Source organism: Burkholderia sp. Bp9140 (assembly GCF_003853425.1).
Taxonomy (GTDB): domain Bacteria; phylum Pseudomonadota; class Gammaproteobacteria; order Burkholderiales; family Burkholderiaceae; genus Burkholderia.
The window spans coordinates 126722-149919 of sequence record NZ_QTPQ01000008.1 but is presented as its reverse complement, the minus strand read 5'-3'; the positions used below and the strand labels follow the sequence as shown (position 1 = coordinate 149919).

At 68.7% G+C, this 23198-nt stretch carries 18 protein-coding genes; 4 read left to right on the top strand and 14 right to left on the bottom strand.

Going from position 1 to position 23198, the window contains the following annotated elements; all coding sequences use genetic code 11:
• Positions 1-42: 42 nt before the first annotated feature.
• The 5 genes from DIE21_RS09400 to xylA all read right to left on the bottom strand — a co-directional run bounded on the left by DIE21_RS09400 (position 43) and on the right by xylA (position 6813).
• Positions 43-1242: a sugar ABC transporter permease gene (locus DIE21_RS09400; protein ID WP_124497435.1), complete on the bottom strand. Its 1200-nt coding sequence runs from the start codon at positions 1240-1242 to the stop codon at positions 43-45.
• Entirely contained in the window at positions 1239-2798 is a 1560-nt protein-coding gene (xylG, locus tag DIE21_RS09395) for a D-xylose ABC transporter ATP-binding protein (protein ID WP_124497434.1), read from the bottom strand. Before xylG ends, DIE21_RS09400 begins: the two co-directional genes overlap by 4 nt.
• A gap of 70 nt (positions 2799-2868) precedes the next feature.
• Positions 2869-3897 carry a D-xylose ABC transporter substrate-binding protein gene (gene xylF, locus DIE21_RS09390; RefSeq protein WP_124497433.1) on the bottom strand — a complete coding sequence of 343 codons (1029 nt, stop codon included), beginning with the start codon at positions 3895-3897 and terminating at the stop codon, positions 2869-2871.
• Between the two features lie 110 nt (positions 3898-4007).
• The gene (gene xylB, locus DIE21_RS09385; RefSeq protein ID WP_124497432.1) at positions 4008-5486 is read right to left on the bottom strand and encodes a xylulokinase; all 1479 of its coding nucleotides are present in this window, start codon (positions 5484-5486) and stop codon (positions 4008-4010) included.
• Positions 5487-5490: 4 nt separating this feature from the next.
• A complete protein-coding gene (gene xylA / locus DIE21_RS09380; protein ID WP_124497431.1) occupies positions 5491-6813 on the bottom strand; it encodes a xylose isomerase in 1323 nt (440 codons plus the stop codon).
• A 269-nt stretch (positions 6814-7082) separates the two neighbouring features.
• Here xylA and DIE21_RS09375 point away from each other — a divergent pair, with 269 nt between their 5' ends.
• The 3 genes from DIE21_RS09375 (at position 7083) to DIE21_RS09365 (ending at position 10882) form a co-directional block, all read left to right on the top strand.
• Positions 7083-8276, top strand: coding sequence for a DNA-binding transcriptional regulator (locus DIE21_RS09375; protein ID WP_124497430.1), 1194 nt, complete (start codon positions 7083-7085; stop codon positions 8274-8276).
• Positions 8277-8303: 27 nt separating this feature from the next.
• The gene (locus DIE21_RS09370) at positions 8304-9392 is read left to right on the top strand and encodes an aldose epimerase family protein (RefSeq protein WP_124497429.1); all 1089 of its coding nucleotides are present in this window, start codon (positions 8304-8306) and stop codon (positions 9390-9392) included.
• Positions 9393-9721: 329 nt separating this feature from the next.
• The gene (locus tag DIE21_RS09365; RefSeq protein ID WP_124497428.1) at positions 9722-10882 is read left to right on the top strand and encodes an arabinogalactan endo-1,4-beta-galactosidase; all 1161 of its coding nucleotides are present in this window, start codon (positions 9722-9724) and stop codon (positions 10880-10882) included.
• 52 nt (positions 10883-10934) lie between these two features.
• Here DIE21_RS09365 and DIE21_RS09360 read toward each other — a convergent pair whose 3' ends face one another.
• The 6 genes from DIE21_RS09360 to DIE21_RS09335 form a co-directional block, all read right to left on the bottom strand.
• The gene (locus DIE21_RS09360) at positions 10935-12230 is read right to left on the bottom strand and encodes a sugar efflux transporter (RefSeq protein ID WP_124497427.1); all 1296 of its coding nucleotides are present in this window, start codon (positions 12228-12230) and stop codon (positions 10935-10937) included.
• 4 nt (positions 12231-12234) lie between these two features.
• The gene (locus tag DIE21_RS09355) at positions 12235-14205 is read right to left on the bottom strand and encodes a beta-galactosidase (protein ID WP_124497426.1); all 1971 of its coding nucleotides are present in this window, start codon (positions 14203-14205) and stop codon (positions 12235-12237) included.
• Between the two features lie 36 nt (positions 14206-14241).
• Complete coding sequence (locus DIE21_RS09350; protein WP_124497425.1) at positions 14242-15093, bottom strand: carbohydrate ABC transporter permease; 852 nt, start codon at positions 15091-15093, stop codon at positions 14242-14244.
• Between the two features lie 11 nt (positions 15094-15104).
• Complete coding sequence (locus DIE21_RS09345; RefSeq protein WP_124497424.1) at positions 15105-16022, bottom strand: carbohydrate ABC transporter permease; 918 nt, start codon at positions 16020-16022, stop codon at positions 15105-15107.
• Between the two features lie 96 nt (positions 16023-16118).
• On the bottom strand, positions 16119-17357 hold the full coding sequence (locus tag DIE21_RS09340) for an ABC transporter substrate-binding protein (protein ID WP_124497423.1): 1239 nt from the start codon (positions 17355-17357) through the stop codon (positions 16119-16121).
• Positions 17358-17395: 38 nt separating this feature from the next.
• Positions 17396-18550 (bottom strand): ABC transporter ATP-binding protein, encoded by a 1155-nt coding sequence (locus DIE21_RS09335; protein WP_124497422.1) that lies wholly within the window; start codon positions 18548-18550, stop codon positions 17396-17398.
• Between the two features lie 235 nt (positions 18551-18785).
• On the opposite strand from DIE21_RS09335, the gene DIE21_RS09330 reads away from it, so the two are divergent.
• The gene (locus tag DIE21_RS09330; protein WP_124497421.1) at positions 18786-19799 is read left to right on the top strand and encodes a LacI family DNA-binding transcriptional regulator; all 1014 of its coding nucleotides are present in this window, start codon (positions 18786-18788) and stop codon (positions 19797-19799) included.
• Positions 19800-19838: 39 nt separating this feature from the next.
• Here the strand turns inward: DIE21_RS09330 and DIE21_RS09325 are convergent, their stop codons facing one another.
• The 3 genes from DIE21_RS09325 to DIE21_RS09315 are packed head-to-tail and all read right to left on the bottom strand — an operon-like array spanning position 19839 to position 23096.
• A complete protein-coding gene (locus DIE21_RS09325; protein WP_124497420.1) occupies positions 19839-21023 on the bottom strand; it encodes a porin in 1185 nt (394 codons plus the stop codon).
• Between the two features lie 55 nt (positions 21024-21078).
• Positions 21079-21873, bottom strand: a complete 795-nt coding sequence (locus tag DIE21_RS09320) for an ABC transporter substrate-binding protein (protein ID WP_124497419.1) — start codon at positions 21871-21873, stop codon at positions 21079-21081.
• A gap of 53 nt (positions 21874-21926) precedes the next feature.
• Positions 21927-23096, bottom strand: a complete 1170-nt coding sequence (locus DIE21_RS09315; RefSeq protein ID WP_124497418.1) for a M20 aminoacylase family protein — start codon at positions 23094-23096, stop codon at positions 21927-21929.
• Positions 23097-23198 lie beyond the last annotated feature (102 nt).

Sequence of the window (23198 nt, the reverse complement as noted above, 5' to 3'; positions counted from 1 at the left end):
GTCCGTCCCCTCGACCAGCGGCGATCACGCCCGCGCGGCCCCTCACCGCCGGTTCGAACGCGACACCACGTCGATCCACACCGCCAGCACCAGCACCGCGCCCTTGACGATCATCTGCCAGTACGCGTCGACGTCGAGCATCGACATCCCGTTGTCGAGGCTCGCCATCACGAGCGCGCCGATCAGCGCGCCATAGACGGTGCCCGACCCGCCGCGCATCGACGTGCCGCCGATGAAGCACGCGGCGATCGCATCGAGCTCGCCCATCGTGCCGGCCGACGGCGAGCCGGCCGCGAGCCGCGCGGTGTTGACGATGCCCGCGAACGCGCACATCAGCCCCATCAGCGCGAAGATCGCGAGCTTCACGCGATCGGTGTCGACGCCCGACAGCCGCGTCGCCTCCAGGTTCGAACCCACTGCATAGATGCGCCGGCCGAACACGGTCTGTGTCGCGACCCACGAGAACGCGCCGAGCATCACGAGCAGCAGCAGCACGGGCACGGGAATCCCGCCGTAACGATCGAGCGTCGCGACGAACGCGAACAGCACGGCACCGGTGCCGACGACCTTCGCGACGTCCTGCCACCGCGGCGCGACCGCGAGCCGGTAGCGGTGCCGCGTCCGGCGCTGCCGGATGACCAGCAGCGCGACGAGCGCGAACAGCAGCAGCGCGAGACCGTCGCCGGCCGCGCGCGGCAGATAGCCCTGCCCGATGAACACGAAGCCCTCGGACACCGGCGCGATCGTCGAGCCGCCCGTCACGCCGAGCAGGATGCCGCGGAACGCGAGCATCCCGCCCAGCCCGACGATGAACGACGGCACGCGCCGGTAAGTCGACCACCAGCCGTTGAACAGCCCGACCAGCACGCCGAGCGCAAGCACGGCCGGCACCGTCGCGGCGACCGGCCAGTGACGATTGACGTCGAGGATCGCCGCGACGCCGCCGAGCAGCCCGAGCAGCGAGCCGACCGACAGGTCGATCTCGCCCGCGATGATCACGAACACCATCCCGCAGGCGAGCATCCCGGTAATCGACATCTGCCGCAGCAGGTTCGACACGTTGCGCGGCGTGACGAACGCCCCGTCGGTCAGCACCGAGAAGAACACCCAGATCGCCGCGACCGCGAACAGCAGCGCGAGCACCTTGTAGCGCACGAAGACCTGGCGCAGCGGATGGCCGTGCGCGCGGCGCGCGTCGGCGTCCGGCGGCACGGCGGAAGAGGAAGACAGTTCGGTATTCATGACGCACTCGCTGCAATGGGTTCGGCCGGACGCCGCGCGGGCTTCAGCGCGGCGCCGAGGATCTGTTCCTGCGTGAGACCGTCGTTGACGAAATCGCCGCGCAGCTCGCCTTCGCCGATCACGAGCACGCGATCGGCCAGCCCGAGCACTTCCGGCAACTCCGACGACACGACGATCAGCGCGACGCCGCGCTTCGCGAGCGCAAAGATCAGGCGGTAGATTTCCGCTTTCGCGCCGACGTCGACGCCGCGGGTCGGCTCGTCGAGGATCAGCACCTGCGGGTCGGCCAGCAGCATCCTGGCGAGCACCGCCTTCTGCTGGTTGCCGCCGGACAGGCTCGCGATCGGCAGGAACGGATGCGCGGCACGCACCGACAGCCGCTGCATCTCGGTGCGGATCGCGTCGAGTTCGGCGGCCGCGTCGATCCGCCCGCGCGCGGCGAAACGGCGCAGCACCGACAGCGTGATGTTGTGGCCGACGCCGAGCTGCGGCACGATCCCGTGGCGCTTGCGATCCTCCGGCACCATCGCGATGCCGGCGCGAATCGCATCGGCCGGCGAGCGGATCGCGAGCGGCCGGCCGTTCATCCGCACGGTCGCCGTGCTCGCGCCCGGATACGCGCCGAAGATCGCCTGCATCAGCTCGGTGCGGCCCGCGCCGACGAGCCCGGCGACACCGAGGATCTCGCCGCGCCGCACGCTGAACGACACGTCGTCGACGCGCTTGCGGCGCGGGTTCGCCACGTCGTGGCAGGTCACGTTGCGCGCCTCCAGCACGACGTCGCCGATCTCGTGCGGCTCGCGCGGATACAGATTGCGGATCTCGCGCCCGACCATCATCGCGATGATCCGGTCGGTGCTCAACGTGCGCATCGGCTCGGTCGCGACATGGCGGCCGTCGCGGATCACGGTCACGGTGTCGCACACCGCGTCGACTTCGTCGAGCTTGTGCGAGATGTACACGCATGCGACGCCGCGACGCTTCAGGTCGCGCACGATGTCGAGCAGGATGCGTGTCTCGGCCGCACTCAGCGACGACGACGGCTCGTCGAGAATCAGCAGCTTCGCCTGCTTGTTCAGCGCCTTCGCGATCTCGATCAGCTGCTGGTGGCCGCCGCCGTAGTTCATCACCGGCTGCGCGACGTTGATCGCGTCGATGCGCAGCTCGCGCAGCAGCGCTTTCGAACGCCGCACCATCTCCGCGTAGTGCATGCGCCCGCCGGGCAACGTGATCTCGTTGCCGAGAAAAATGTTCTCGGCCACCGACAGCTCGGGCACGAGCATCAGCTCCTGGTGGATGATCACGATGCCCGCACGCTCGGTGTCGCGCACGCCGGACGCGACGAGCGGCGCGCCTTCCCAGCGGATTTCGCCATCCCACGTGCCGTGCGGGTAGACCCCCGACAGCACCTTCATCAACGTCGACTTGCCGGCGCCGTTCTCGCCGCACAGGCCGACGCACTCGCCGGGGCGCACGCTCAGGTCGATTCCGTCGAGCGCCTTCACGCCGTCGAATGCCTTGACGATGCCGCGCATCGTCAGCAAGGGTTCGGTCATACGTTCATCGCCTCGCAGTGAGCACGCGGCCGCCGCAGGGCCGGCCGCGTGCGTCGTTCCCGTCGTGCCGTTACTGGCTTGCGAGCTGGGCCTGGGTGTAGAAGCCGTCCTTGACGACGACGTCGACGTTGCGCTTGGTCAGCAGCGTCGGCTGCAGCAGCACCGTATCGACCTTCTTCCTGCCGTTGTCGTATTGCGCGTTGAACGCCGGCTTCGTGCCCTTCGCGAGATCGACCGCGAGCTTCGCGGCTTCGCTCGCGATCAGCTTCAGCGGCTTGTAGACGGTCATCGTCTGCGTGCCGGCGATCACGCGCTTGACCGCCGCGAGATCCGCATCCTGCCCCGACACCGGCACCTTGCCGGCCAGGTGCTGCGCGGCGAGCGCCTGGATCGCGCCGCCCGCGGTGCCGTCGTTCGACGCGACGATCGCGTCGATCCGGTTGTTGTTCGCGGTCAGCGCGTCCTCGACGATCCGCAGCGCGGTCGACGCGCTCCACTCGGGCACCCATTGCTGGCCGACGACCTTGATGTCGCCGCGGTCGATGGCCGGCTTCAGCACCTTCAGCTGGCCCTCGCGCAGCATCTTCGCGTTGTTGTCGGTCGGCGCGCCGCCGAGCAGGAAGAAGTTGCCCTTCGGCTTCGCGTCGACCACGCCCTGCGCCTGCAGTTCGCCGACCTTCTCGTTGTCGAACGAGATGTACGCGTCGACGTCCGCGTCGAGGATCAGGCGGTCGTACGACACGACCTTGATGCCGGCCTTCCGCGCTTCGGCGACGACGTTGCCGAGCGTCTTCGAATTGAACGGCACGATCACGATCACGTCGACGCCGCGCGAGATCAGGTTCTCGATCTGCGAGATCTGCCGCGCCTCGCTCGCGTCGGCCGACTGCACGGACACCTTCGCGCCGAGCTTCGTCGCCGCCGCGACGAAATAGTCGCGATCGCGCGACCAGCGCTCGACGCGCAGGTCGTCGATGCAGAAGCCGATCTCGGGCTTGTCCTTGCTCGCATGCGCGAGCGGTGCGCCCAGCGCGAGGATCGCCAGCGCGGCGGCGCCGGCAAGGGAACTCAATACGGTACGACGCGTCACGGAATTCATCGTCTCCACTCCTTGTTATGGAACCACCTCACGAACGCCGGGCGGCCGCCGGAAGGGGCCGCCCGCATCGAGTCACTGCAAAACACGGGACCGCACCGGCGCACGGCCGGTCACGCACCCGCTGCAAATACCGGTTCGAGTGCGCGGTAAAGCGCGCGAAACGTCGGACGCCGCGCGTCGCGATACCACGCGTGCCGCGCGAAGTCGGGCTCGCGCACCGCGACGACCGGCGGCTGCGGGCACACGTCGTCGAGCGATGCATCCGGTTCGAGCGCGAGACGCGCAAGGCGCGCGGCGCCCAGCGCCGGGCCGACCTCGCCGCCCGCGCGCAGCGTCAGCGCGCGGCCGCTCAGGTCGGCGAGCATCTGCGTCCAGTACGCGCTGCGCGAACCGCCACCGATCACCGTGATGTCGTCGGGCGCGAGCCCGGCCGCATGCAGCGCGTCGATGCCGTCGAGCAGCGCGAAGCCGACGCCTTCGAGCGTCGCGTTCGCGAGATCCGCGCGCTGCGTGTCGGGCGTGAGTCCGTAGAACACGCCCTTCGCATTCACATCGTTGTGCGGCGTGCGCTCGCCGCTCAGGTACGGCAGGAACCACGGGCGGCTGTCGCGCGCGTTCGCGTCGGCATCCGCGAGCAGCGCCGCGACGCCGTCGTAACCGGTCAGTTGCGCGGTGAAATCGATGCAGCCGGCCGCGTTCAGCATCACCGACATCAGGTGCCACGTATCGGGCAACGCATGACAGAAGCTGTGCACCGCCGATTCCGGGTTCGCGCGAAATCCGTCCGACACCGCGAAATACACGCCCGACGTACCGAGCGACAGCAGCGCATCGCCGGGCCGCACGATGCCGACGCCCACCGCGCCGGCCGCGTTGTCGCCGCCGCCGGCCACCACTGGAATCTCGCGCAGTCCGAGCGCGCGCGCGACGGCCGGCAGCAGCGTGCCGGTCACGCGATTGCCCTCGAACACGGTCGGCATCTGCGCGCGCGACAGCCCGCACGCGGCGAGCAGCGTGTCGTCGTAGTCGCGCTTCGCGACGTCGAGCCACAGCGTGCCGGCGGCATCCGACGGATCGGTTGCGAACGCACCGGTCAGCCGGTAGCGCAGATAATCCTTCGGCAGCAGCACGTGCGCGATGCGTGCGAACACGTCGGGCTCGTGACGGCGCACCCAAAGCAGCTTCGGTGCCGTGAAGCCCGGCATCGCGACGTTGCCGGCCACGGTACGCAGCGCAGGCGCGAGCCGCTCTAATTCCACGCACTCCGCATCCGCGCGGCCGTCGTTCCACAGGATCGCGGGACGCAGCACGTCGCCATGCGCGTCGATGAGCGTCGCGCCGTGCATCTGCCCGGTCAGCCCCAGCGCCTGGATGTCGCGCGGATCGATGCCGGCCGCGCGGGCTTCAGCGACGAGCGCGGCGAGCGCGCCGCAGGCGGCATCCCACCAGTCGCGCGGCGCCTGTTCGGACCAGCGCGGCCGCGGCCGGCTCACCGTCAACGGGCGGCTCGCGCTCGCCCGCACCGCGCCGTCGCGGTCAAGCAGCACCGCCTTCACGCCCGACGTGCCGAGATCGAGTCCGATATACATGGCGTCAGCGCAGCCCGTAGATCGCCTGGTTCACGATATTCTCGAGCCGCTCCTGCGCGCCGCTCGCATGCCGCGGGTCCACGCCGCGCGCGAGCGCATCGTCCGCAAGCGACTGCAGCGTATAGCCGCCCGACAGGATCTTGCGGCCAAATGCGTCGTCCCACTGCGCATAACGCTGCCGGCGCAGCGCGTCGAGCCGGTCGTTCTCGACCAGCACCGCCGCGCGTTCGAGCGCGAGCGCGAGCACGTCGATCGCGCCGACGTGGCCATGGAACAGGTCTTCCGGATCGACGCTCTGGCGCCGCACCTTCGCGTCGAAGTTCATCCCGCCGGTCGTGAAGCCGCCGTGGCGCAGGATCTCGTAGAACGCGAGCGTCAGCTCCTCGACGCTGTTCGGGAACTGGTCGGTGTCCCAGCCGTTCTGCGCGTCGCCGCGGTTCGCGTCGACACTGCCGAACACGCCGAGCGCGAACGCGTTCGCGATCTCGTGATGGAACGAGTGACCGGCAAGCGTCGCGTGGTTCGCCTCGATGTTCACGCGGATCTCGTTCTGCAGTCCGTACTGCACGAGGAAGCCATGCACGGTCGCGACGTCATAGTCGTACTGGTGCTTGGTCGGCTCCTGCGGCTTCGGCTCGATCAGCAGCGCGCCGTTAAAGCCGATCCGGTGCTTGTGCTCGACGACCATCGACAGGAAGCGCGCGAACTGCTCGCGCTCGCGCTTCAGGTCCGTATTGAGCAGCGTCTCGTACCCTTCGCGGCCGCCCCACAGCACGTAGTTCTCGCCGCCGAGCCGGTGCGTCGCGTCGAGCGCATGGCACACCTGGGTCGCGGCCCACGCGAACACGTCGGGGTTCGGGTTCGTCGCGGCACCGGCCGCGAAGCGCGGGTGCGAGAACAGGTTCGCGGTGCCCCACAGCAGCCGCACGCCGCTCGCCTGCTGGCGTTCGCCGAGATAGTCGACCATCCGTGCGAAATTGGCCGCGTACTCGCGCAGGCTGTCGCCCTCCGGCGCGACGTCGGTGTCATGGAACGTATAGAACGGCGTGCCGAGCTTCGTGAAGAACTCGAACGCCGCGTCGGCCTTCATCCGCGCGCGCTCGAGCGCGTCGCCCGGCTGCTGCCACGGCCGCCGGAACGCGCCCTGCCCGAAGATGTCGTGGCCCGGCCATACGAACGTGTGCCAGTAGCACACGGCGATCCGAAGATGCTCGGCGAGCGTCTTGCCAAGCACGCGCTTCTCGGGATCGTAATGGTGGTAAGCCAGCGGGTTGTCCGACTGCGGACCTTCGTAGCGAATCGCGGGAATGTGTTCGAAATACGACATGGCGTCTCCGTGCGGGGTCTTGTTGCGGCGCAACGCGCGTCGTGACGACGCACGCGGCCGAATTCGATCTGGCTGGATCGTGCCCGCGCGCCCGCCGGCCGGCAATTGCGAAATTGCGCAGCACGCTTAATGTTTCTTGCCAGCCGCGCTCGCGCGGCGCGCGTTCCGTCCTACAATCGCCGGACACCAGACGATCGCGCGCCGCCGCCCCGGGCGCGCGCCCGGAGACAACGGCACGGCGCCCTGGCGGCGCTTGCCCCGAGACCGACATGACCCGCGCCCCTTCCGCCCAGACACCGCACCGCATCGCGCTGCTGTTCAACGCGAACAAGGTCTATGACCGCGAGATCATCAGCGGCATCGGCCAGTACCTGCACACGACGCGCGTCGTGTGGGACCTGTTTCTCGAAGACGACTTCCGCTGCCGGCTCGCCGGCATCGAGCGCTTCGACGGCGACGGCATCATCGCGGACTTCGACGATCCGGCCGTCGCCGACGCGCTCGCCGGTTCGCGGCTGCCGATCGTCGCGGTCGGTTCGTCGTACGAGGATCCCGCACAGTATCCTGACGACGTCCCCTATATCGCGACCGACAACCCGAAGCTCGTGTCGCTCGCGTACACGCACCTGATCGGCGCGGGGCTCGCGCATTTCGCGATGTACAGCCTGCCGGTCGCGCAGGAGAACCGCTGGGCGCAGCAGCGCGAGCGCGCGTTCGACCGGCTCGCACGCGCGGACGGGCTCGATGCGCCGATCTATCGCGGGCTGTCGACGAGCGCGTCGGGCTGGAATCACGCGATCGAGCAACTGATCGGCTGGCTGCATGCGCTGCCGAAACCCGTCGGCGTGATCGCGGTCACCGATGCGCGCGCGCGCCACTTGCTGCAGGCGTGCCTGATCGCCGGCATCGCGGTGCCGGAACAGGTCGCCATCATCGGCATCGACAACGATCCGCTCACGCGCACGCTGACGCGCATTCCGCTGTCGTCGGTGATCCAGGGCACCGAGGAAATGGGCCGCACCGCCGCGCACCTGCTGCACCGGATGCTGCGCGGCGCGCGCTTTCCCGGGCAGCGCATCCTCGTGCCGCCGGTCGGCATCAACGTCCTCGAATCGACCCGCCACCAGCCGCTCGCGAGCCCGCACGTGATGCGCGCCCGGCATTTCATCCGCCAGTACGCGTGCCAGGGGATCAAGACCGAACAGGTCGCCGACTATGTCGGCGTGTCGCGCTCGCTGCTCGAAGAGCACTTCCGGCGCGAACTGCAGCGCACCGTGCACCAGGAAATCCTGCGTCACAAGCTCGAGGCCGCCCAGGCGCTGCTTGCGAGCCGCAATGCGTCGAGCGCGGAAGTCGCGATCCGCTGCGGCTTCACGTCGCTGCAGTACATGTATGCGGTGTTCCGCCGCGAGCTCGGCTGCACCCCGCGCGAATACCAGGAACGCACCACGCCCGCCCACTGAATTCACCGCCCACGAGCGAACCCACTCATGCATATCGATACCGACTCTTCCCGCCCGGCAGCCGACGTCGCCCGAATCGCCTCCGAGCCGTGGGGCGTGCTGCCCGGCGGCGATCCGGTGCGGCGCTACACGCTGCGCAACGCGCACGGGATGCGCGTCGTCGTCAGCGATCTCGGCGCGACCGTCGTCTCATGGCTCGCCCCCGATCGCACCGGGCGCTTCGCCGATATCGTGCTGGCCCACGACACGCCGGCAGAGTACGTCGAATCGGGTGCCTACCTCGGCGCCACGGTCGGCCGCTGGGCGAACCGGATCGCGGGGGCGCGCTTCACGCTCGACGGGATCGACTACCCGCTCGACCGCAACGAGAACGGCAACCTTCTGCACGGCGGCGCGAGCGGCTTTCATCGCGCGCGCTGGGACGTGATCGACGAGCGCGGCGGGCTGACGCTGCGGCTCGATTCGCCGGAAGGCGATGCGGGATTCCCGGGCAACGTGAGCGTCCAGGTACGCTACACGCTCGACGACGACGGCACGCTGACGATCGACTATGCGGCGCGGACCGATGCGCCGACTCCGCTGAACCTGACGAATCACAGCTACTTCAACCTGAGCGGACGCGCGGGCAGCGACGTGCGCGGCCATCTGCTGCACATCGATGCCGACGCATTCGTCGAAGTGGACGACGCGCTGATCCCGACCGGCACGGCCGACGTGACGGGCACCGCGTTCGATTTCCGGCAGAGCGCGCCGATCGGCGCCCGCCTCGACTGGCCGCATGCCCAGCTCGCGCGCGGGCGCGGCTTCGATCATTGCTATGTGCTGCGCGACCCTGGGCGCGGCGTGCGGCCCGTCGCATCGATCTACGACCCGGAAAGCGGTCGGGAGCTCGCCGTGTCGACGGATCAGCGCGGGCTGCAGCTCTATACGGGCAACTACCTGGACGGCGTGCGTGCCAGCGGCGGTGTGTCGTGCGTGCAGCATGCGGCGCTGTGCGTCGAAGCCGGGTTCTTTCCGAACCAGGTCAACATGGACACGTTGCGCGACGAAACGATCCTCGGCCCGGGCGACACCTATCGCCAGACGACGCGGTATCGGGTCGGCGTGCGCGGGTAGCGGCCCCCCCTTCGGCTCGGGGCGCCGCGGGCCCTGCACGCGGCCGTTCCGGCAGGCCGTCGTCACGCATCCGCCGCACACGATCATTGCCGCCTCGCGCCGGGCTTCGGCGCATGAACCGCGAGCGAATCCGGTCCCCTCGACGTCCCGTCATCCGCACGCCCCATCGCCAGATAGTAGGCAACGCACGCGATCTTTGCGCAGGCATCGGCGGCTGCGCTACGCTCGTTCCGGCCTCATGTCGAGGCCGAAAATTTAAGCGCTTAAACTACCGAGGCCCGCGATCTCGCGATCGATCGACCGGGCCCGACACTGGATGGAGGATGACAATGAACAGACGATCGATGTTGCGCTGGAGTGTCTCGACCGCGGCGCTCGCATGCGTCGACCTGGCCGGTGCGCTGCCGGCCGTCGCGCAAGGCGTCGCGCGCACCGCGGGCGGCGCGCCGTTCGCGATGGGCGCCGACGTGTCGACGCTGCCGGAGCTCGAGGCGCACGGCGCGCGGTACTTCGAGCGCGGGCAGCCGCGCGACTGCCTGAAGATCCTGCACGCGCATGGCGTCGACTCGATCCGCATCAAGGTCTGGAACGATCCCGGCAATCCGGACTTCTTCCCCGCGAACCAGAGCGCCGCGACCGGCTACAACGATGCGGCCCATGTCGTTGCACTCGCGAAACGCGCGGCCGCGCTCGGCATGCGCATCCTGATCGACTTCCACTACAGCGACTGGTGGGCCGATCCCGGCAAGCAATACCCGCCGCACGCGTGGGCCGGCAAGAATCTCGCCGACACCTGCGCGCTGTTGTCGGCCTATACGACCGACGTGCTGCGCCAGCTGCAGCGCGCCGGCGTGCGGCCCGAGTGGGTGCAGATCGGCAACGAGATCACGGGCGGCATGCTGTGGCCGCTCGGCCGCTACGACCAGTGGGACAACCTCGCGCAGCTGCTGAAGACGGGCCGCGACGCGGTGAAGGCCGTCGATCCGCGCATCAAGGTGATGCTGCATATCGACAGCGGCGGCGACAACGCGAAAAGCCGCTGGTGGTTCGACAGCGCGACGCAGCGCGGCGTCGCGTTCGACGTGATCGGCCTGTCGTATTACCCGCAGTGGCAAGGCTCGCTCGACGACCTGCGCAACAACGCGAACGACCTCGCGGTGCGTTACGACAAGGAGCTGATCGTCGTCGAGACCGCGTATCCGTGGACCACCAGCGACGGCGACTCGGAACCGAACGCGATGACGAACACCGGCTCGACCCCGTTCCCGCCGTCGCCTGCCGGCCAGGCGCAGTTCCTCGCGGCGGTCGTCGATATCGTGAAGGGTGTGCCCGGCAAGCGCGGCAAGGGCGTGTTCTGGTGGGAGCCGGAATGGATCCCGACGCCGGGTGTCGGCTGGAAGGTCGGCGCAGGCGATCAGTGGGACAACAACACGCTGTTCGACTTCCACGGCAATGCGCTGTCGTCGCTCGACGCGTACCGCCGGCGCTGACGCATTCCCGGCATCACGCCATCACGGCATCACCGCACCGGCGCATCCCGCGTCAGTGCGGTGTATCGAAGCGGCGTCGGGCAGACGCCGTCGTGCCGCTTGCATCACGCGCACCGCCCCGCTCGCCGCGCGCGTCCCGGGCGAGCAGCGCGAATGCGACGAGCGCAAGCCCGCAGCACCCCGCGAACGTCGCGCGATAGCCGAACAGGTCGACGCACGCGCCCGACAGCACGCCCGACGCGATCGAGCCGACACGCGCGGTGCTGAAGAACATCGCAGTCGCGGTGCCGGGGCGCGTGGGCATCAGGTCGCAGACGCGCGTCAACCCGAGGCACGACGTGATCGCGACCACGCAGGCGCTCAGCAGTTGCAGCGGCAGGATCATGCCCACCTGTGTCACCGCCGCGAGCCCGATGAAATACGCGGCATGCACGGCCGCGCACGCCGTCAGCCAGCGTGCCTTGTCGAGTCGCGTCGAACGGATGCCGAGCCACAGCATCATCGGAATCTCGAGCAGCGCGGCAAGGCCCAGCGCGGCCGAGACATTCGTCGGTGTGCCGCCGAGTCCGCGCACGATGAACAGCGGCAGCACGATCATCGTCGCGTTCGCGGCAAGCCCCATCAGCGTGAGCGCGACGAGGGTTCGCCGCACGGTCGCGCGCGACGCGACGACGACAGCCGCCGCATCGGCCGGCAGCGCCGCAGCGCGCTCGACCGCACTCACATGAACCGCCGCCGGCCTTTGTGCAGGCTCCGGAATCCGCGCGACGATCGCCGCGCACCCGACAAAGCCGGCGGACGCCGCTAGAAAGAGCCCCGTAAAGCCGCTCTGCGCGAGGATCAGCGCGCCGAGCGCGGGACCGAACACCCACGCGACCGACAGCATCGTGCGCAGCGCGGCCGACGCGAGCTCGCGCTGCGCATCGTCGTCGACCGGCAGCACCGCGCGGGCGAACGCAAAGATCTGCGACAGCGACACGGCGCCCGCACCGAGCAGGATCGTGCCGGCCGCGATCACCGGCCAGTGCGCGCGCAGCACGCACAGCAGCGCGAAGCCGAGCGCGGCGGCCGCGAGCGATACGACGAGCAGCGGCCGGTGGCGGTCGCGGCGATCCGACCAACGCCCGGCCCAGGTGCTCGCGACGACACCGCTCGCCGCGATCAGCGTCATGAAGATGCCCGCGAGAAACGGCGACATCCCCGCCGCCTCCACGCCGAACAGCGACAGGTATGGCGCGGTAAACGACATCGCGATGCCGAGCATCAGCGCCGCCGCGGACAGCGGCACGAAATGCGCGATCCCCGCGAGGCGCGCGAAATGCAACCGCGGCGACTGCAATGACCGCATCGCGTCAGTCCGGCTCGACCCATGCGGCGACGTCGACCGCGCCGAGTCCGGGACCGCCGAGCACGAAGCGCGCACCGTCCGGCGCGGGCAGCGGGCACGGTGCGTCGCCGTAGTTGAACGCGAACACGACGCGCCCGCGCCGGCGCAAGCGCACGCCGTCCGGCAGCGCGCGCACCGGCAGTCCGGCCTCGCGCGCGCAGCGGCCGATGATCGCGCGCAACAGCGGGCGATCGAAGCAGGCGGTCGCCATCGTCACCCGGCCGCGCCGCACGAGCGCGGGCACGCCGTCGTCGCATGCGGCGAGCACGTCGATACCGGCCGCCGATTCCGTATCGACGTGATCGCGCCATGTCAGCGCATGGCCGTCGACGCCGTCGAACATGACGCGCGGCGCGAGCGACGGCCGCAGCGACTCGACCTGCCCGATCCGCACCGGCAGCACGTCGCGCAGCTTGCCCGGTGCGAGGCCCGGCACGATCGCGAAGTCCGCGGTGCGGGACCCCGTGCGCGGCCCGAACAGCCAGTGTGCGTTCCCGCGCGCGGCCTGCGCGACGACGCGATCCGGCACGACCGGCAGCGTCGGCGCGACGACGAGCGCATAACGCGACACGTCGGCATCGGCCGCGACGATATCGACGTCGAGCCCCAGTTCGCGCAGCGCGCGATACCAGTCGAACGCGTGCTGTTGATAGTCGAAGTCGGCGCCGTGCGGCTGAATCCGGATCATCCAGTCGGCCGTGTAATCGAACAGCAGCGCGACGCGGGCCGGCTCGCGCGCGCCGGCGACGAGCGCGGGATCCAGCGCGGCCAGCTCGCGCGCGACGCGCGCCACTTCGTGGCCGCCCGGCGACAGCCGGTCGTCCGGTGCATTGAGCCCCGAGTGCAGCTGCTCCTGCGCATGCGGATACTGCCGCCAGCGGAAGTACGACACGAGCTCCGCGCCATGCGCGAACGCTTCCCACGTCCACAGCCGCACCGCGCCGGCGTGCGGCACCGGGTTGTACGGCCCCCAGTTGACGGGTCCCGCCTGTTGCTCCATCACCCACATCCGGCCGTTGCCGACACCGCGATACAGGTCGTGCGAGAACGCGGACACGTCGGGATGCCCGGTGCGGGCCCAGCGCCGCTTGTCGGCTTCGTCGAGCGGCAGCACTTCGGTGCGCGGCACCGGGTAGCTGTCCCACGCGGCAACGTCGAGGCCGCCGCGCGCGAACGCGTAGTGATCGAACTCGGTGAAAAAACCCATGAAGTTGTGCAGCACGTCGCGCCCCGGCGCGTGCGGACGGATCGCCTCGACCTGCGCCGCATGAAACCGCGCGACCTCGTCGGACTGATAGCGCCGGAAGTCGAGCAGGTGCGCGGGATTCGCATCGGTCGGCGTATGGCGCGGCAGTTCGATTTCGTCGAAACCGCGATATTCCATGCTCCAGAACACGTTGCCCCACGCGCGGTTCAGCGCGCCGATATCGCCGTAGCGCACCGCGAGCCACGCGCGAAAGCCGTCGCGCGCCGCACGCGTGTAGCTCGGCAGCGTGTTGTGACAGCCGAGCTCGTTGTCGGTCTGCCATGCGATCACCGCCGGATGCGCGCCGTAGCGCCGCGCCATTGCGTCCGCGATGCGCACGCAGTGCTCGCGATACACGGGGTTCGCGATGTCGTAATGGCGCCGCGAGCCGAATTGCCACACGGCGCCGTCCGCGCCGACCGGCAGGATGTCCGGATGGCGATCGACGAGCCACTTCGGCGGTGCGGCGGTCGGCGTGCCGAGCACGATCTTCAACTGCCAGCCGGCGAGCGTATCGATCGCTTCGTCGAGCCACGCCCAGTCGTAGCGGCCGGGCTCCGGCTCCATCCGGCTCCACGCGAATTCGGCGATCCGCACGCGGGTCAGGCCCAGTTCGGCCATCCGCCGCGCATCGCGGTCCCATTGTTCGCGCGGCCAGTGTTCGGGGTAGTAGCAAACGCCGAGGTGCATCGTGGATTCCTTGCAGAAGAAAGAGGATGGGACGGATCAGCCCTTGGTCGCGCCGAACGTGAGCCCGGCGACGAAGTGCTTCTGCATCGCGAAGAACATCAGCACCGACGGCAGCGCGGCGAGCACCGAGCCGGCCGACACGATGTTCCAGGCGGTCGTCCACTGCCCCTTGAGCGCGGCGACGCCGACGGTGATCGGCGCCGCGTCGTCGCCTTGCGTGAGGCATAGCGCCCAGAAGTAGTCGTTCCACACGAACGTGAACACGAGGATCGCGAGCGCGGCGAGTGCCGGCCGCACGAGCGGCAGCACGACGCGCCAGTAGATCGCCCACTCGGACGCGCCTTCGACGCGCGCGGCCTCGATCAGCTCGAACGGCAGCTCGCGGATGAAGTTGCGCAGGAACAGCGTGCAGAAGCCGGTCTGGAACGCGGTATGGAACAGCACGAGTGCCCACACGGTGTTGTAGAGGCCGACGCCGAGCATGATCTGCCGCACCGGGATCATCAGGATCTGGATCGGCACGAAATTGCCGGCGACGAACAGCCCGAGCAGCACGAGATTGCCGCGGAACCGGTAGTTCGCGAGCGCGTGCCCCGCGAGCGACGCGAGCAGGATCGACGCGGCCACCGACGGCACCGTGATCAGGATGCTGTTCGCGAAGTAATGCAGCATCGGTGTCTGCGTGAGCGCGGCGCCGTAGTTCTCGAGCAGCGCGAACTGCTTCGGCCAGTCCCAGTAACGACCGGCCATGATCTCGTCGGTCGAGCGGATCGACGTGACGAGCACCGCGAGCAGCGGCACGAGCCACAGCGCGAGCGCGCACGGCAGCGACAGCCGGTACAGCAGGCGGGCGGAACGTCCCCAGCGGGACACGGGCATCGGATACATGTTGGCGATCCTTACGATTCGACGCGCACCAGCTTGCGCAGTTGCCACACGATATAGACGAGCATGATCGCGAACAGCACGACCGCGATCGCGGCCGAATAGCCTTCGCGGTAGTACTTGATCGCCTGGTCGACCATGAAGTACGCGAGCACGGTCGAGCTGTCGAACGGGCCGCCGCCCGTCATCACCGAGATCAGGTCGAAGCTGCGCAGCGCGCCGATCACGGTCAGCACCACCGCCATGAAGGTCGCGGGCCGCAACTGCGGCAGGATCACGTGCCACAGCAGCGTGAAGCCGCGCGCGCCTTCCATCCGCGCCGCCTCGACGATCTCGCCATTGATGCCGGTGAGTCCGGTCAGGTAGAGGATCATGCAGAACGGAATCTGCGGCCACAGCGCGGCGACGATCACGCCATAGGTCGCGTAGCGCGGATCGCCGAGCACCGGGATCCCGTGCCCGACGATCAGCTTCAGCAGCCCGAACGTCGGGTCGTAGAACCACGAGAACACCAGGCCGACCACGACGCCCGGCAGCACGAACGGCGCGAAGAACAGCGACTTCACGAGCCGGATCCCGAACACGTTCTGGTTCAGGTACAGCGCAAGCGCGAGGCCGAGCGGCGGCGCGGCGAGGAACAGCGCGAGCCACAGCACGTTGTTCTTCAGCGCGACGTAGAACGTATCGGACTGCAGCAGCTCGCGATAATTGTCGAGCCCGGCATACGTCATCGGCGTCATCCCGTCCCAGTGATGGACGCTCAGCCAGATGCTGCTGACGATCGGATACAAGACGAACACGGTGAAGAGCGCGAATCCCGGCAGCACGAACAGCAGGGCCGCGCGGTTGCGCCGGCGCGCGAGCAACGCGCGCGCATGCCGCTGCTGGCCGGCTTCGCGGCGCACGGCGCTTTCGGACAGGCTGGTTGACATGAGGTGACCTTCGACGAAGCGGACGAAGCGGACAAAAAAGGGCGTGACGGTGGCTACGCAGCACCGGACCGGCGTGGCCGGCCCGGCCGCGGCGCGTTACTTACGGTAGATGCGCTTGCGGGTCTGCTCGAGGCGCTGCAGGATCGCATCGAGCTGCGCCGGGTCGGACAGGAACTGCTGCATCGCCTTCATCCCCTCGTCGGCCATTTCCTTCGTCATGTCGCGATCGTAGAACTGCGCAATGCCGCCGGGCGTCGTCGCGAGCGTGCGGAAACCGATCCTCGAGATCGGGTCCTGCGGCTCGGGCGCCTTGTTGTTCGACGGCAGCTGCCCCATCCCCTTCGCGAACTCGCCGTTGATCGCCGGTTGCCCCATGAACGCGAGCAGGCGACGCGCATCCGTCTTGTTGTGTGCCTTCGCCGGGACGATCATCACGTTGACCGGGCCGTCCTCCGCAAGCGGCACCGACGCGTCGATCACCGGGAAGCGGAAGAAGCTGATCGGGTTGCGCGTCGCGCTCAGCAGGCCCGCCGAATACCAGGTGCCCATCAGCGTCATCGCGGCCTGACCGTTGACGATCAGCGGGCTGAGCGAATCGACGTCGTACGACAGCGCGTTGTCGATGAAACACTTGTCGTCGATCAGCTTCTTCCAGGCCGCGTACACGGCCCGCACACGCGGGTCGGTATACGCGACGTCGCCGGCCATCAGCTTCTGGTGGAACGCGTAGCCGTTGATCCGCAGGTCCAAATAGTCGAACCACGCGGCCAGCGTCCACGCATCGCGCGCGGCCACCGCGATCGGCGCGATGCCGGCCGCCTTCAGCTTGCGGCACGCATCGAGAAACTGCGCCCAGTCCGCGGGCTCGCCATGAACGCCGGCCTTCTCGAACAGGTCCTTGCGGTAGAACAACCCATACGCGTCATAACCGAGCGGCAGGCTGTAGAGCTTGCCGCCATAGGTCGACGACTGCTTCACGGCCGCATACGTGTCGTTCCAGCCGTTCTTCTGCCAGTCCGCGCTCAGGTCCTCGATCAGCCCGCGCTTCGCGAAATACGCGAGCCGCTCGCCGTTGTTCCAGCTCAGCACATCGGGCGGATCCGTCGCGAGCCAGCCGGACATCTGCACCTTGTACGCCTCCTCGCCGACGTAGCTGACCTTCAGGTCGATGTCCGGATTCGCCTTGTGGAACTGGTCGAACACCGCTTGCCACGTCGCGCGCTGGTTGCCGCGCGCGGCGACGTTCACCTTGAGCGTGCCCGCGTCGGCCGTTCCCGCGGCGAACGCCGCGGCAGTCGTCAGGGCAAGCAGCAGTCGGCTCGCACGAAGTCTCATCGTTGTCTCCTGGTATGGATGTAATGGGTGCCGCGCCGCTATGCGAACGCCGCTTCGGCGTGGATGGCCGGCAATGCGATGCCGGCTTCGTCGAACAAGTGGCAGCACGATGGCGGCACGCGGAACGCATGACGCTCGCCGCGCCGCAGCGCGGCCTGGCCCGGCAGTTTCGCGAGCAGCGGCACGCCGCCGGGCTGGTCGAGATGCACGTACGCGGCTTCGCCGAGCTGCTCGACGAGCGCGACGTCGCGCACGATCGCCGGCCACTCCGCATCGCCGGACGCCGCGACCGTCAGATGCTCGGGACGAATCCCGAGCGTCACGCGCGCGCCGGTGCCGACGTGGCGCGGCAACGGGCGATCGCGCAACGTCAGCGTTTCGCCGGTCCCGTCCAGGCGCAGCCGGCAGCCGTGCGCATCGCCTGCTTCGACGACCGCCGGCAGGAAGTTCATCCGCGGCGAGCCGATGAAGCCCGCGACGAAGCGGTTGGCCGGCCGGTGATACAGCTCGAGCGGCGCACCGGCCTGCGCGATGCTGCCGAAGCGCGCGACGTCGTCGCCCGCGTGCAGCAGCACGATCCGGTCGGCCAGCGTCATCGCCTCGATCTGGTCGTGCGTCACGTACACGGAGCTCGACTGCGTAAAGCGTGCGTGCAGGCGGGCGATCTCGACGCGCGTCTGGCCGCGCAGCGTCGCATCCAGATTCGACAGCGGCTCGTCGAACAGGAACACGCGCGGCTCGCGCACGATCGCACGGCCGATCGCGACGCGCTGCCGCTGGCCGCCCGACAGCGCCTTCGGCTTGCGATCGAGCAGTGTCTCGAGCTGCAGCACGCGCGCGGCCTCGGTCACGCGGCGCCGGATCTCATCCTTCGGCGTGCCGGCGATGCGCAGGCCGAAACCGATGTTGTCGAACACGGTCATGTGCGGAAACAGCGCATAGCTCTGGAACACCATCGCGACACCGCGCTCGGCGGGCGGTGTGTCGTTCATGCGCGCGCCGCCGATCCGCAGTTCGCCTTCGGTCACGTCCTCGAGCCCGGCGATCATCCGCAACAGCGTGGATTTGCCGCAACCCGACGGGCCGAGAAACACGCAGAACTCGTGCGACGCGATCTCCAGGTTCACGTCGCGCAGCACCGGCGCATGGTCGCCGTAGCGCTTCGAGACGTCCTTCAATGTAATGGCGGTCATCGCGCTCTCCTCTCCTGGGTCAGGCGCTTCGGGTCGAAAAATTTAACCGCTTAAATTCCAGTGGCGCAGTTCGCCCGGTTCGCCTTACCATGTCGTCTCCTTCATCTGATGTGTCGAGAAATTAGCGTATCGCCTGTCCCTGTGCAACGTGTGGGACGCACTCCCAGAATATGAGCAGACATTCCCCCGCTTCACTTCCGTCGTGCAGCGTTGACCGACCGGCCGGAGGCCGCGCATGGTGACGCTCGCGCAAGTCGCACGGCGCGCGAACGTCACCGCGGCAACCGTCTCGAACGTGCTGCGCAATCCGCAGAAGGTGAAACCGGCGACCGTCGAACGCGTGATGGCGGCGATCCGCGAACTCGGCTATCGGCCGAACCTGACCGCGCGGGCGCTGGCCGAGGGCCGCACGTCGACGCTCGCGCTGATGCTGTCGAACATCACGAACCCGTTCTATCCGGAGTTCGTGCTCGCCGCCGAGCGCGAGGCGCGCAAGCGCGGCCATTACCTGCTGGTGTCCAATACCGACGACGATCCGGCGATCACGCGCAACTACCTCGAGCGGATCGCGGGGACGCTCGCGGCCGGCGCGATCGTGATGAACACCGATCTCGCCGAAGCCGAACTCGCCGACATCGCACGTCATGGCGCATCGATCGTGCTGTGCATGTGGGAGCACGTGCATGCGTCGCGCACGCTGCCGTGCGTGACCGTCGATTTCGCGGCGGCGGGCGCGATTGCGGCCGCGCACCTGTCCGGGCTGCGGCATCGCGCGTTCGGCGCGCTCGTCGGCAAGGGCTCGGGCGGCCCGCAGTCGGTGCGGCTGCGCGGCTTCGCCGACGAACTCGCGGCGCGCGGGCATCCGGCGGAGGCGCTGACGACCGTGTCGGCACACGACTCGATCGAAGGCGGCTACGAAGCGGCCGCCGCGCTGCTGCGCGCGAAGCCCGGCCTCACCGCGCTGTTCGCGACCAACGACCTGATGGCGATCGGCGCGATGCAGGCGGCCGCCGATCTCGGCCTGCGCGTGCCGGCCGATCTGTCGGTGGTCGGCATGACCGATATCCAGCTCGCCCATCAGTTCCGCCCCGCGCTGACGACGGTGCGGTTCCCGACGTCGCAGATCGCCGCGCGGGCGATCGCGCTGACGCTCGACATGATCGACGGGATCGAGCCGGCCGCGGCCGTGCATACGATCGGGGCGCCGGAACTCGTCGTGCGGGAATCGACGGGGGCGGCGCCGGGCTGACGCGCCGGCACGCCGCCGCCCCCCTCCCGCCCGGTTCCATCAGAACTTGTGACGGATCCCCGCATGCACCATCAACTGCTTCGACGTCGACGACAGATCGGCCGCCCCCGGGATAACCGCCTGATCGAGCGACGAGCCGGTCGCATCGCCCGCCACCCGCTGGTACGCGCCCATCAGGTAGACGTCGGTGCGCTTCGACAGGTTGTAGTCGGCCATCAGCCCGATCGAATGGATCTTCGGTTTCGCGCTCCCCGTGGTCGCGTCATAGCGCACGGTCGTATACACATACTGCGCGCCGACAAAGAACGCCGGCGTGAACTGGTACTTGCCGTTCACTTCGAAGTTCTGGTACTTGATCGCCGTAACCGTGCCGCCCGAAAGCGGCCCCGTGACGGGTTCGATCGTCTCGTCGCCGAACAGGTAGCCGACGTTCGCGGTCGGCCGCGTCACGTTGCTGTTCGTGTACGCGAACCCGATCGTCGCGGGCCCTGCCGTGTAGTTGATCCCGGCCCCGAAGATCCGCAACCGCGCGGATGCGAAGTTCGCATCCGCTCCGACCGACCCCGAGCCCGCGATCGCGCCGCCGGCGGTCGCGCCCGGGTTGTCCGCATTCAGGAACACCGCGCCGACGAGCAGGCCGCCCTGCTCGTACTGCGCGCCGACGCTCCACTGCCGGTTGTTCGCGAACCCGGTGTCGTTGCTGAAGCTGTACGTGCCGCCGAACGAGAAGCCGGCAAAATCCGGGCTCGCGTACTTGACCGTGTTGTTCACGCGGAACGTGTTGCCGGTGTTGTCGTTGTCGAGCGGATGCGAGAACGGATAGACGCCCCAGCTGCCGTTCGCGGTCGTCGGCGCGAGATAGTCGACGACCGAGTCATATTGCCGGCCGAGCGTCAGCGTGCCGAAGCGCGCACTGCCGAGCCCGACGTAAGCCTGCCGCCCGAACATGCGGCCGCCCTGCGCGAGCGTGCCGCTGTTCACGTTGAAACCGTTCTCGATCTGGAACAGCGCGCTGTAGCCGCCGCCGAGATCCTCGGTACCCTTCAGCCCCCAGCGGCTGCCCTGCGCGAAGCCGCTCGCCATCTGCCACGCAGCGTGGCCGCCGACGTTGTTCGTATAGTCGATGCCCGCATCGATCAGCCCGTACAGCGTGACGCTGCCTTGTGCGAAGGCCGGCGCCGCACAGAGTGCCGGCATCGCGACGAAAAACAATCTCCAGTTCATTCGTTTTCCTTATTGATATGATGATCCCTACCCGCTCGATACGGGTCGGTGCTGCTTACTTCGTGCCGTAGATGTCGAAGTCGAAGTACTTGCGGTTGATCCGCTGATACGTGCCGTTCGCGAGGATCGTCGCCAGCGCGCGGTTGAACGCGTCGCGCAGGTCGGTGTCCTGCTTGCGCAGCCCGAGGCCGTCGCCCTGCCCGAAATATTTCGCGTCGTCGATCGCCGCGCCGACGAACATGAAGTCCTTGCCCTGCGGCTTCTTCAGGAAGCCGTCGCTGGCCGCGATCGATGCCTGGAACGCCGCGTCGAGCCGCCCCGTCACGAGATCGGCATAGACCTGGTCCTGGTTCTGGTACGACTCGATCTGCACGCCGGCCGGCTGCCAGTTCGCGATCGCATAGTCGGCCTGCGCGGAGCCCTGCTCGACGCCGATCCGCTTGCCCTTCAGCGACGCAGCCGTCGGCAGCAGCGGCGAACCCTTGCGCGCGATCAGCCGCGCCGGCGCATTCGAGATCCGGTTCGTGAACGCGATCTGCTGCATCCGCTTCGGCGTGATCGTCATCGACGACGCGATCACGTCGAACTTGCGTGCGAGCAGCCCCGGAATCATCCCGTCGAAACTCGACTCGACCCACACGCAGCGCGCATGCAACTCCGCGCACAACGCGTTCGTGATGTCGATCCCGAAGCCGGTCAGCGAGCCGTCGGGCTGCTTGTATTCGAGCGGCGGGTACGTGGGATCGACCGCGAGGCGGATCTCCTTGCCCGTCCAGTCGCCGGCATGCGCGCCGGCTGCCACCGTCGTTGCCGTCAGCGCCACCGCGAGCGCCGCCATCCACTGTTTCATTGCCAGTCTCCTAGTTTCCATCGTTGAAGGTGAAGCGAATCCGTCCGCCCGCTTCACGCGAGGTAGCGCTCGGCGAGCGCGATCCAGTAGCTCGCGCCCGTCGCGAGGCACGCGTCGTTGAAGTCGTAGCCGGGGTTGTGCAGCCCGCAGCCGGCCGCGCCGTCGCCGTTGCCGATCGACAGGTAGCTGCCCGGGCACGCGTCGAGCATGAACGCGAAATCCTCGCTCGCCGCGATCGGCCGCAGATGCGAAATCAGTGCGTCGTCGCCGCCCCATTCGCGCGCCACGTCACGGGCGAACGCCGTTTCCGCCGCGCGATTGACGAGCACCGGATAGCCGTGGCGATAGTCGATCTCGGCCGTCGCGCCATAGCTGTCGGCCTGGCCGTGCACGATCGCGCGAATGCGCCGTTCGAGCAGCGCGCGCACGTCCGGCGACAGCGCACGCACGCTCAGTTCGAGATCCGCATGGGGCGGAATCACGTTCGATGCGGTGCCCGCGTGGATCGAGCCGGTCGTGACGATCGCCAGTTCCTGCGGATTCACGTTGCGTGACACGACCGTCTGCAGCGCCATCACGATCGACGCGCACACGACCACCGGATCGATCGTCGTATGCGGCGCGGCGCCATGGCCGCCGCGCCCGGTCACGCGCACGCGCACCTCGTCGGCCGACGCCATCGCCGGGCCGTCGCAGAAGCCGAGCACGCCGGCCGGCAGGCCCGGCACGTTATGCATCGCGAACACGGCATCGCACGGGAACCGGGTGAACAGCCCGTCGTCGAGCATCCGTTTCGCGCCGCCGAGCCCTTCCTCCGCCGGCTGGAAAATCAGGTTCAGCGTGCCGCTGAAGCGTCCGCGCTCGGCCAGGCAGCGGGCCGCCGCGAGCAGCATCGCCGTGTGGCCGTCGTGGCCGCACGCGTGCATCACGCCGTCGTGCCGACTCGCATGCGGCAGTCCGGTCGTCTCGCGGATCGGCAGTGCATCCATGTCCGCGCGCAGCCCGAGCCGCTTCCCGGCGCCGTGCATGAGCGTGCCGACCACGCCGGTGCCGCCGAGGCCGCGCGTGACCCGATAACCCCATGTTGTCAGGTAGTCGGCGACGAGCTCGCTCGTCGCGTGTTCCTCGAAACCGAGCTCCGGATGCGCGTGCAGCCGCCGGCGCAGCGCGATCATCTCCGTCTCGATGGCCGCCATTTCAGGCGGAATGCGTGTTCGATCCAACCCCGTTACTCCTCGATGCGTGCCGGTTGCCGATCGCCGGAACGGCAGATCGTGGCGAGATCGTAGGCAGCGAAAAAACCGGCGAACAGCCGCAGTTTCGTT